The organism is Candidatus Villigracilis proximus, assembly GCF_016717045.1.
GTDB lineage: Bacteria > Chloroflexota > Anaerolineae > Anaerolineales > Villigracilaceae > Villigracilis > Villigracilis proximus.
Window position 1 is genome coordinate 134,771 of record NZ_JADJUO010000018.1, and the last position, 10,087, is coordinate 144,857.

Consider the following 10,087-nt stretch of genomic DNA (forward strand, 5'->3'; position numbering starts at 1 on the left):
CAATAGATTTTGTGTTAAAATATGATTGAGATAAATTTCCTGAAATTCTTCATGTCAGTTGTCTCCATGCCCATTTTATCTAACTAGTTCTTCATAAAATCTGTGTCATTTTATCCTAGTCTACGGTCAAGGTTTTACTCAAATTCCTCGGAAAATCAGGATCAAACCCGCGCAACACACTCATGTGATACGAAAGCAACTGCAACGGCAGCTTATTTTTTGCCTGATTGATTCAAAATTGTGATAATCGCTTCTCGAATTTCGTTCAACTTTTCTGGTTTTAGAGTCCCCTCAACAGAAATGATTAATCCCTCATTTGCTGTAAATAACTTTGACGGACGCGCGTAACTTTGAAGCCTCAACATTCCCGACTCAAAATCAGTTTTATCAATCACAACCGCTTGTGCATCTCCGTAAGGATTGCTTGTGATCTGGCAGAGAATCCAGTCACTTTTATTGGCGCGTGCCAACACTACCGCTGGGCGGACTTTATTCTCGGAAAGGTCGGAAAATGGGAAGGGCAGAACTACGACGTCGCCCGATTTAGGTATGACCATGCTTCATCCTCCTCTGGTCTCATCCAGTCTTCCGCAAGCGCGGCTTCGCTTAATAATGCTGTCTCAGCAACAGGCAATGCAGGCTCATCAAGAACGATCACAAGAGCCCGGCGTGTGCCTTGCAGCGGAACAGGCTGGAGAATTTTTACATTCCCCCGTTCATCAATTATAGCTTCAACAGTAAACATGGCTTCTCCTTGCATAAGAACGGCTGAATCAATAAAGATATTTTTTCACCAACCAATTTACCAATTACCAAACCTAATCCACCGTCAGCGTCTTGGACAAATTCCTCGGAAAATCAGGATCAAACCCGCGCAACACACTCATGTGATACGAAAGCAACTGCAACGGCAACACTCCCAGCAACGCGCTTATCTGCGCATCTGATTTTGGAATAACCACCAAATCATCGCCGTTGGCGCGCAGGCGGGCGTCCTCTTCGGCGATGGTGATCGTGCGCGCGCCGCGGACTTTCACTTCATTGATCCCGCTGATGATGAGCGGCACATCGTTAGGTCCCGCCACAAAGACAATCGGGAATCCCTTGCTCACCGCGGAGAGCGGTCCATGTTTGAACTCGGTCGAGAGCATGCCTTCGCAATGGGCATACGTGATTTCTTTTAATTTCAACGCGCCTTCCAAAGCGATCGGATAGGTCGCGCCGTAGCCGAGACAGTACATGTCGTTCCACTCGTTGATGTCTTTGGCAATCGCTTCGATCTGCGGACCAACCATCTCAATCGTCTGCTCCATCAAATCAGGGATACTATCAATCGCTCGTCCTGAGCGGAGGGTGGGAAGACCCCCGGGGAGGCGCGGGGGGACGGGGGGAACGCAGTCGAAGGACCAGCGAGCCGATACGCCAGATACAAAAACGTCACGACCTGGTTGGTAAATGTCTTCGTGGCGGGCACGCTGATTTCGTATCCGCAGCACAAGGGTAGGCAGAACGAAGTCGCCTTCGTCAACGTCGAGCCCACCACGTTCGCCAATCCAAAACAAGCCATGCCGCGCTTCTCGGCGGCTTCCAACGCGTTGAGCACATCCTTGGTCTCGCCCGATTGGCTGACAAAAATCCCCACATCTTCATATCCCACCGCGGGCGCGTATTGCGCGATGAACTGCGGCGCAAGCACAGGGATGGCGGTCAGTCCCGCTAGCTGCGCGATGTACACCGAGCCCACCGCCGCCGCGTGATAACTCGTGCCGCATCCGATCAAATACAGATGACGCGCGTTCTTCATCTTTTCGACCAACGGCTGCACATCGGGGCTGCCATCCAATAAGTGGATTAACTCACGGGCGACTTGTGCCTGCTCGTGGATTTCTTTCAACATAAAATGCGGATACCCGCCCTTCTGCACCGCATCCATCGACTCCGTAACTGTTTCTGACATTCGTTGAATTATTTTTCCATCTTTGACAGAGCGCACTTCCACACGGTCTGCCCACAAGGTGACGATCTCCCCATCCTGCGGGCGGATCACTTCGCGGGTGAGCGGCAAGATCGAAGGCAGGTCAGACGAAAGACAAGTAAAGCCATCACCGATTCCGATCACCATGCCCGAACCTTTTTTGAAAGCATATAACTTATCGTCATTCGCACGCCCGATGACAAAGGCATAATCACCTTCGAGGTCGCCATACGCGAGACGGATCGCATCAATGAATTCATATCCGCGGCTGATATATCTCTCCACCGCATGCACACAAGTCTCACCGTCATTCTGCGAGCGGACAGTCATGCCCTCCGCCATAAATTCCAAACGCAGCTCAACATTGTTGACAACGTTGCCATTATGCGCCCCAACCATGTCGCCATTCGAATCCAAATGCGGCTGTGAATTAACTTGCGAAGGCTCGCCAAACGTCGCCCAGCGCAACTGCGTAATCCCGCGCTGTCCGCGCATTTCGGCGATGTTATATTTCGCCGCCACCGAATCCACCTTGCCCACATCTTTGCGCAGATCAATCTTTCCATTGTTAATGGTTGCCGCGCCAACAGAGTCATAGCCACGATAGGTGAGTCTCTCTGCCGCGTTAATAAGAATGGGTCCCAATGCTTCTTCTTTATTTGTTACATATCCAAAAATTCCACACATGGTTTAAGTCTCCTAAATTGAAATCGTAAAAGGATTATAGCGATGTCAGATGGATGTGATAACTAACGTTTTGCATGTAACTGCTTGCGATTTGTCATGCATCCCACGGCGTGACTCCACGTCCGCGCCCGCTTCGCAACGACCCGTTAATTGATTCAGCCAAATTGGGCATGATCTCCGCTGTAGCCGCCAGCAAACCAAAACAGCCCGCGATCATCATGTCACCGAATGGCACAGCGAAGTAAGGGCGCAAATAACCATGGACCGTGGACGATGGACGATTGTTCGTGGTCTGCGGTCTATCGTCCGCCGTCTGAAACATACTTCGTCTTGGCCCTGTCACCACAATATCAAACTCATCCCTGCCAAACTCAAATGGATTTATCCCATAGACCAACGCGCCGTGACCCATATCATCGAATACATCTGCATGTTTCAACGAGCCATCTGCCAATCTTCGTATCAAAGACTCAAGTTTTGGCAGGTCAATTTCCCCGGTGTGATGTTCAAAGACTCCCTCTATCCCATCACCCAAACGAAACGCCAGCGTATGAAAATTCCCAACATTGACAATGATCTTGCGCTCACGCTTCATCACCGTCGGGTCAAAATTTGCACCCAACACCGCCGCGGGCGCCGTATCCATCACCAGTAATGGACAATCGAGATTATCTGCCGAGTCAGCGACAGCCTGCATACGCGTCATGATCTTTGGAATTTTATTTGAAGGGAAGATGAAAGAAGAAAGAGAATTGCGCCGGATTCTCTCATCCAAATAATCAAACCGAAATTGACGATCTGAAACTCCCGCCGGTGCATTGCCGTGGTCAAATACCGCCACAGCAACCGCCCCAAATCTTTCAATGAAACACCATAATCCGCAAATGTTTTGGAGATCAACTCAAAATCAAAATCTTTCAGCTCGATCTTGCTGACCGCTGATAGCTGAAGGCTCTCCTCCTCCGAAACAATCTTAATTCCCAACGCCTCCACCTTCTCCAACTCATCATTCAAAGTTGTCGCGGCAGATGGTGTCATATAAACCGGAATCCCTGCGCGCGCAGCTTCTTCGATGGCCCATGCCGAAGGGCCGCCGCCCATCTGATGTCCAGTGAGCAGGATCGGGCGGCGCGAAAGAAGCGTCTGCTTGAGACGGCGATGAACCATCATGGTCGGCGAAGGCAGAACGAGTTTGAATCCGTTCTCGATGTCGAGATTCGAATCGTAAAGAAAAATATCCTGTGTGCCCGTGCCGATGTCTACCGTTAATATTTTCATGATTTTGATTTATCCAGAGATGAACGGAGATGAACAAATTTTTTTTCTTTATCCCTGTTCATCTCCGTTCATCAAGGTGATTTAAATTTCGATCCCCAGCCATTGGCGGATGAAATAGCCGATCACGAACGAGAAAGCTGCCACACTCAAACTTAATCCAGCCATTTCGATAAACCGCTCGCGGAAGGATTCTCCCTTTGCAACGGAAATGTAGTAATTGAAAACAGCAATGATGATGACCGCAGTTGTAAGCGCTATGGCAAGATCAAGATAAAAATTTTCAAATAAAAGATAGGGTAGGATGAGCAAGGTCACGGTGGTGATGTAGGCAATGCCCGTATACACCGCAGCGCGGACAGGATGTTTGCTTGTCTTTTCAGAGCGGGTGGAAAGATACTCACTGGCCGCCATCGAAAGCGAAGCGGCAATGCCGGTGATGAGTCCTGAAAGGGCGATGAGTTTCACATCTTGCAGAGCAAGCGTCAGCCCGGCCAGAGCGCCTGTTAATTCCACGAGCGCATCGTTGAGACCGAGCACCACCGAACCGGCATATTGCAGTCTTTCTTCATCCAGCATTTCGATCAATTGATGTTCATGTTTGTCTTCTTCGTCCTGATATTGGGTGGCCTGTGGAATGACTTTGGAAACCGCTTCATAATTTTCCTGCGCTTTTTCCTCTCCCTGTTCCATGAGCTTCACGCCAAAGGTAAAGCCGAATAACATACTCACCAGATAATAGAACCAGACGAAAAACCAGCGCGGCTGAACTTCCTCTTTTGTATATTCCTTCCACCCGTTGTAGTGACGGAGTTCGTCTTCGGCGATCTGATCCAAAATTTTGGCATTCTCTTTAGATTTGATACGCTTTGCCAGACGCTTGTAAATATGATATTCGGTGATCTCTGTTTCTTGAAAGAGGATGATCTTTTTGCGAATGTCTTCGCTGATGGTTTGCATAATGTACTCCTTGTGTGAAATTTTCAATGACAATTGTAAGCGATTTTATTAATCAAAAAGATGCGCCGTTCAGCGCATCTTTTTGATCCGGGGGCATTATATTTTTTGCAGGACAAAGTACCAGTATCTTCTGTTATCAAGATGCGGCATTCCATCTGGCAGATCAGGGGTGAGACCCGCGAAGTGATAAAAGGATTTGCGAAGAATGGCAGGTACATATTTATCCACCAATTGCATGCGGCGTTCGCGATCCATTTCCATCGCCTTGAGAACATTTTCCGTGATCTCTTCTTCTTTGATGAGTTTTAATCCCATGTTTTTTAGCTGCGCGTGCCAGATCTCAACTTTTTCTTCATACCGCAGATCAGTATAAAGAAAATATCCATTGGGCTTGAGCACACGTTTGACATGCTCGAAAAACTTTGTGATATTTGGATAATAAAGTGACGCTTCTACATTCAAAACCACATCAAAGGAATTATCAGGGAAGGATAACGCTTCGGCATTACCGTGATGAAATTTGAGCCCATCCAAACTGTAATGTTCGCGGCAAAACTCAATGGCGCGGGTCGAAAAATCCACGCCCGTGTAGGACTTCGGCTTGAAGTAACGCATGATAAAATTCGCGCCGCCACCGCGCCCCGAACTGACTTCAAGCGCATCCATATTATTCCACTCGATGGATTTCGCCACATGATGATAAAGCTGCATCGGGTAACGATGGATTTCATCTTCAGCCGCGAGAGGCAGGAGGTTGTTTTCCTTGTGGTGGGCGGTGTAACCAAAATTCATAAAGATGGCATTCTTGTCCTTGTCGAATGTGGAAACCAATTCGTATTGCAGGCGTGTCAGCCAGCTTTTGATATTCGGGAAACGATGAAACAACAGCTTATTGAGCATATCTCTCCTCTGTATATTGACCTTGAAATTGATTGCTGATTATAACCCTGTACATTATGGGAAGTTATCTGCATTTCAAAAGCGATGATACTCTGTAAGTTTTTTTTGGGGATAAATAAAAAAACGCATCTTTCTGACGGGGAAGCGGGTCTGACCCAAATAGCAGACCCCAGTCTTTGACATTTTCCCCTCCCGCCTGTCTGCAAGCATAAATGGATAACGCGTTTGGTATGTGAAATACGCCTGTAAATTTTAGTGACATTTTTATATTTCCCATTTTTAATCACCATGATAAAATGCACTTAAATGGGGGAGCCAAAATTTCTCCCAAATCAAATATAGGAGAAAATAAATGAAACCAATTAAGTTTCCACCGTTTTTGTATTTATTTCTTGTTCTTGTTTTGACAGGCATCGCTTGCGGCGGTATGTCTGTTACCAGCACGCCCACCCCCGCTGCAACCGCAACAGATGCGCCTCCAGAAGCAACCGCCACCAAAACACCCAGACCCACATCCACACCAAGACCCTCTCCCACTCCAAATGCTGCGGCTACGCAAAAGGCGGAAGACTTTAATGTATTGCTTAGCGAGTATAAAGAAAAGGGATATGTTACGACCACAACAGGCGAATTCTTTGAGCCGGATCCATTTCAAGAGGATTGGGCGCAATTGGGCTGGTATCAGTGGTGGCCTTTTGATTTCAAAGCCAAGGATTTTGTTTTTAGCGCCCATTTTGATTGGTCACTCGCGAGCGCTACCCCTGAAATATCTGGCTGTGGCGTGATTTTCGGCTTGCAGGAAAATGATGATCATTACGCGGTTTTCCTTGATACAAGCCGTATTTTGTTCTTGATGGGGCGCGGAACAAATGTGTACAATGTTGGAAAGACCAGAGGCCCCGGTACAGTGAATTTCTCCAACCCGGCCGAAGCGGATTTTGTCCTTTCGGTAAAAGGACAAAGCGCTTATGTGTCTGTGGATGATGTGGTGACAGAATATACGCTCTCCGCCGACCAGACTTCCGCCGGAACCTTTGCGTTCTCCATTCTTTCTGGAACCAATAAGGATTATGGAACCCGATGCGGAATGACGGATATGATCTTTTGGGAACCGAAGTAACCTGCGAATAATAAAAAATGCCCGCGAGATTTCTCGCGGGCATTTTTTATATGTATGATTACGTCAGTGTCTCGTAATTCTCTGGCAGCCAGCAGCATAGAACTAATTCGCGCGCGGCCTTCACTTCATCCATTCTTCCGAAGGGTGTGATGTGCGGGGCGTCGTGAAGCAGCTCAGGCTGAGTCTTGGCTTCTTCCGCGATCTTGATCAGGGCATCAGCGAAGCGATCGAGTGTATCTTTGTTTTCGGTTTCGGTGGGTTCGATCATCAAGGCTTCGTGGACAATGAGCGGGAAGTAGTTTGTGGGTGGGTGGAAGTTGTAATCCATCAGGCGCTTGGCGATATCCAGCGCGCGGACATCGCTGCCTTCAAAACTTCCTTCGGCCACGAATTCATGCATACAGATGCGGTCATACGGAATCTTGTAGGTGCCGCGCAAACGGGCTTGTAGATAATTGGCGTTGAGTACCGCGTACTGCGAAATGGCTTTCAAGCCGTCAGGTCCGTGCATCGAAATGTACGTGTACGCGCGGACAAGTCCGCCGCCGAAGTGGCCGTGGAAGGCCTTCATGCGTCCAATGGAATGTTTGGGGGTGACGAAGCCATATAGCGGAGCCATATCACCATCGCCTTCTTCGACGATGCCAACTAATGGCGAAGGCAGGAAGTCCAACAGGCGTTCGCTGACGCCCACAGGACCGGAGCCGGGTCCGCCGCCGCCGTGCGGGACGGAGAATGTTTTGTGCAGGTTGATGTGCATTACATCAAAGCCGAGATCGCCGGGGCGGACGATGCCGAGCAGCGCGTTCAAGTTTGCGCCATCGCCATACATTAAGCCGCCGCAATCTTTGACCAGTTTTACAACCTGCTCAATGTTTTCATCGAACATGCCGAGCGTATTCGGGTTGGTGAGCATCATGCCTACGACGGTATCGTCACAGGCGGCGGCGAGGGCTTTGAGGTCCACATTGCCACGCTCATCGGACGGGATGGTGACGACGCTCATGCCCAACATGCCAGCCGAGGCGGGGTTTGTTCCGTGCGCTGCATCGGGGATTAACATCTTGGTGCGTTTGCTGTCGTTGCGCGATTTGTGATAAGCGGCCATCATCAACACGCCGGTAAATTCGCCGTGTGCGCCGGCGGCAGGTTGAAGGGTCATGCCTGCGAAGCCGCTGATCTCTTTCAGCCATTCCTGTAATTCATACATCAAAACCAGATTGCCTTGTACGGTTTCGATCGGTTGTAATGGGTGAGTGTAAAGGAAGCCGGGCAGGCGGCAGGTATCTTCGTTGATCTTGGGTTGATTTCATGGTGCATGAACCCAAAGGATAGAAGCCTCGTCTACGCTGTAGTTGAATTTGCTGAGCTTCATGTAATGACGCACAACGTCCACTTCGGCGAGCTCGGGCAGGGGCAACTCAGAGCGCAACAAATCTTTGGGAGGCAGAGCAACTTCCGGTACGTCTGATGCGGGCATGGTCACGCCGGTCCGCCCGGGGGAGGAAAGTTCAAAGATGGTGGGTTCCATGATCGTAGCCATTATTCCATCTCCTTTAAAACTTCCACGAGGGTGTCAATTTCCTGCTTGCTGTTCATTTCGGTGAAGGCCATCAAAATATGATTTTCGAGCGAGGGGTAATCTTTGCCGAGATCGTAGCCGCCGAAGATGCCGTGATCGAGTAAATATGCGTTGACTTCACTGGCGGGTTTGGGGCAGCACAAAACAAATTCATGGAAGAACGGATCGCTGAAACACAGACCGAAGCCATCGATCTTGCTCAGTTCGTTGGCGGCGTAATGTGCTTTTTGATAACAAAGATTTGCAACCTGCTGTAAACCGGTCTTGCCAAGCACCGACATATAAACAGCGGATGCGAGCGCGAGCAATCCTTGATTGGAACAAATGTTGGATGTGGCGCGTTCGCGTTTGATGTGTTGTTCGCGCGCGGTGAGAGTCAACACGTAGGAACGTTGTCCGCGGTTATCAACGGTTTCACCGATCAGGCGGCCAGCCATTTTATGAACGTATGATTTTTTTGTGGTGAAGAATCCGAGATAGGGTCCGCCGAACCAAAGCGGAATGCCGAAGGGCTGCGCTTCGCCGACGACAATATCCGCGCCCATATCGGCGGGAGTCTTGAGCATGAGCAGTGCGGTTGGATTCGCAACGATGCAAACCAGCGCGCCTTTTGCGTGCGCGTCTTCGATCAGTTTGGTGTAATCGTGGATGCGGCCAAAGAAATCGGGATATTGGACAACGACCAGCATGGTGTTTGTGTCGATGAGTGACATCAACGCTTCGGGTCCGACTTCGAGATCAGCTGATACTTCATCTCCGGCTTCTACCAGTCCCAGGCTTTGGGTGTAGGTGCGGATGACTTCACGATATTGCGGATGCACACTGGGCGACATGACGATCTTCTTGCGCTTGCCGCGGAATTGAGCATACGCGAGATTGACTGCTTCGGCTGTGGCGGTGGCGCCGTCATAGTGCGAGGCGTTTGAAACTTCCATGCCGGTCAGGTTGGTCATCAAGGATTGATATTCAAAGATGGCTTGCAGTGTGCCTTGTGATATCTCTGGCTGGTAGGGAGTGTAGGCGGTATAGAATTCACCGCGGCGCAGCATGTGATCGACGACAGATGGAACATAATGATGATATGCGCCCGCGCCGAGGAAGGAGATCATGTGTTCGCGCACGTTTTCGTTTGTGGATGCCATTTCACCTAGTAGTGATGCGGCTTCCATTTCAGTTAATGCGGGGGGCAGGTCTAGCTCGGGGAAGCGATGTTTTTTCGGGATGGCGTCGAAGAGATCATCGAGTGATTTAACGCCGACCGTTTTGAGCATCGCATCCCGTTCGTTGGGGGAGATCGGGATATAGGTCATGTGGGCTCCGGGTTATTAATGAGCGCGCCCTGCACAATCGGCTTCGTAGGCGGTGGAGTCCATTGTGTTGTCACCGGCTGTGCCGCCTTCGATTTTGATCATCCAGCCTTCGCCGAATGGGTCAGAGTTAAGAGTTTCGGGTTTGTCTGAAAGTCCCTTGTTCACAGCGCTGACTTTTCCGGCGACGGGCGCGTAAATTTCAGCGGAGGCTTTCACTGATTCAACAGATGCAATGGCTTTGCCAACTGTCACTTCTTCGCCTTCTTCGACGAGCAATT

Annotated in this window: 10 protein-coding genes and 2 pseudogenes; 1 reads left to right on the plus strand and 11 read right to left on the minus strand. The window is 49.6% G+C overall.

The window, feature by feature from the left end; all coding sequences use genetic code 11:
* Window positions 1-212 precede the first annotated feature (212 nt).
* The 8 genes and pseudogenes from IPL71_RS18550 to IPL71_RS18585 form a co-directional block, all read right to left on the minus strand.
* On the minus strand, window positions 213-557 hold the full coding sequence (locus IPL71_RS18550; RefSeq protein ID WP_345324193.1) for a type II toxin-antitoxin system PemK/MazF family toxin: 345 nt from the start codon (window positions 555-557) through the stop codon (window positions 213-215).
* Window positions 527-745, minus strand: coding sequence for a hypothetical protein (locus tag IPL71_RS18555; protein WP_345324195.1), 219 nt, complete (start codon window positions 743-745; stop codon window positions 527-529). Before IPL71_RS18555 ends, IPL71_RS18550 begins: the two co-directional genes overlap by 31 nt.
* Window positions 746-818: 73 nt before the next feature.
* Window positions 819-1,313, minus strand: coding sequence for an SIS domain-containing protein (locus IPL71_RS18560; protein WP_345324197.1), 495 nt, complete (start codon window positions 1,311-1,313; stop codon window positions 819-821).
* Window positions 1,313-2,662 carry an SIS domain-containing protein gene (locus IPL71_RS18565; protein ID WP_345324199.1) on the minus strand — a complete coding sequence of 450 codons (1,350 nt, stop codon included), beginning with the start codon at window positions 2,660-2,662 and terminating at the stop codon, window positions 1,313-1,315. Before IPL71_RS18565 ends, IPL71_RS18560 begins: the two co-directional genes overlap by 1 nt.
* Before the next feature lie 94 nt (window positions 2,663-2,756).
* Window positions 2,757-3,503: a DUF1786 family protein gene (locus tag IPL71_RS18570; RefSeq protein ID WP_345324201.1), complete on the minus strand. Its 747-nt coding sequence runs from the start codon at window positions 3,501-3,503 to the stop codon at window positions 2,757-2,759.
* A 26-nt stretch (window positions 3,504-3,529) separates the two neighbouring features.
* A pseudogene (locus IPL71_RS18575) lies at window positions 3,530-3,940 on the minus strand (DUF1786 family protein); the annotation flags it as partial.
* A gap of 81 nt (window positions 3,941-4,021) precedes the next feature.
* Complete coding sequence (locus IPL71_RS18580; RefSeq protein ID WP_345324203.1) at window positions 4,022-4,897, minus strand: VIT1/CCC1 transporter family protein; 876 nt, start codon at window positions 4,895-4,897, stop codon at window positions 4,022-4,024.
* Window positions 4,898-4,993: 96 nt separating this feature from the next.
* Complete coding sequence (locus IPL71_RS18585; RefSeq protein ID WP_345324205.1) at window positions 4,994-5,797, minus strand: class I SAM-dependent methyltransferase; 804 nt, start codon at window positions 5,795-5,797, stop codon at window positions 4,994-4,996.
* A 352-nt stretch (window positions 5,798-6,149) separates the two neighbouring features.
* Here IPL71_RS18585 and IPL71_RS18590 point away from each other — a divergent pair, with 352 nt between their 5' ends.
* On the plus strand, window positions 6,150-6,917 hold the full coding sequence (locus IPL71_RS18590; protein WP_345324207.1) for a hypothetical protein: 768 nt from the start codon (window positions 6,150-6,152) through the stop codon (window positions 6,915-6,917).
* A gap of 58 nt (window positions 6,918-6,975) precedes the next feature.
* Here the strand turns inward: IPL71_RS18590 and gcvPB are convergent.
* The 3 genes and pseudogenes from gcvPB to IPL71_RS18605 all read right to left on the minus strand — a co-directional run.
* Window positions 6,976-8,460 (minus strand): annotated as a pseudogene (gcvPB, locus tag IPL71_RS18595) (aminomethyl-transferring glycine dehydrogenase subunit GcvPB).
* Window positions 8,460-9,809 carry an aminomethyl-transferring glycine dehydrogenase subunit GcvPA gene (gcvPA, locus tag IPL71_RS18600; protein ID WP_345324209.1) on the minus strand — a complete coding sequence of 450 codons (1,350 nt, stop codon included), beginning with the start codon at window positions 9,807-9,809 and terminating at the stop codon, window positions 8,460-8,462. Before gcvPA ends, gcvPB begins: the two are co-directional and overlap by 1 nt.
* A 15-nt stretch (window positions 9,810-9,824) precedes the next feature.
* A partial coding sequence (locus IPL71_RS18605; RefSeq protein ID WP_345324210.1) for a glycine cleavage system protein H occupies window positions 9,825-10,087 on the minus strand: 263 nt, incomplete at its 5' end.

What these genes read in the sequence shown, in the direction of transcription:
- IPL71_RS18560 (WP_345324197.1), bottom strand. Translation starts at nt 1,313, where the DNA reads ATGGAGCAGACGATTGAGATGGTTGGTCCGCAGATCGAAGCGATTGCC.
- IPL71_RS18555 (WP_345324195.1), bottom strand. Translation starts at nt 745, where the DNA reads ATGTTTACTGTTGAAGCTATAATTGATGAACGGGGGAATGTAAAAATT.
- gcvPA (WP_345324209.1), bottom strand. Translation starts at nt 9,809, where the DNA reads ATGACCTATATCCCGATCTCCCCCAACGAACGGGATGCGATGCTCAAA.
- IPL71_RS18580 (WP_345324203.1), bottom strand. Translation starts at nt 4,897, where the DNA reads ATGCAAACCATCAGCGAAGACATTCGCAAAAAGATCATCCTCTTTCAA.
- IPL71_RS18585 (WP_345324205.1), bottom strand. Translation starts at nt 5,797, where the DNA reads ATGCTCAATAAGCTGTTGTTTCATCGTTTCCCGAATATCAAAAGCTGG.
- IPL71_RS18565 (WP_345324199.1), bottom strand. Translation starts at nt 2,662, where the DNA reads ATGTGTGGAATTTTTGGATATGTAACAAATAAAGAAGAAGCATTGGGA.
- IPL71_RS18590 (WP_345324207.1), top strand. Translation starts at nt 6,150, where the DNA reads ATGAAACCAATTAAGTTTCCACCGTTTTTGTATTTATTTCTTGTTCTT.
- IPL71_RS18550 (WP_345324193.1), bottom strand. Translation starts at nt 557, where the DNA reads ATGGTCATACCTAAATCGGGCGACGTCGTAGTTCTGCCCTTCCCATTT.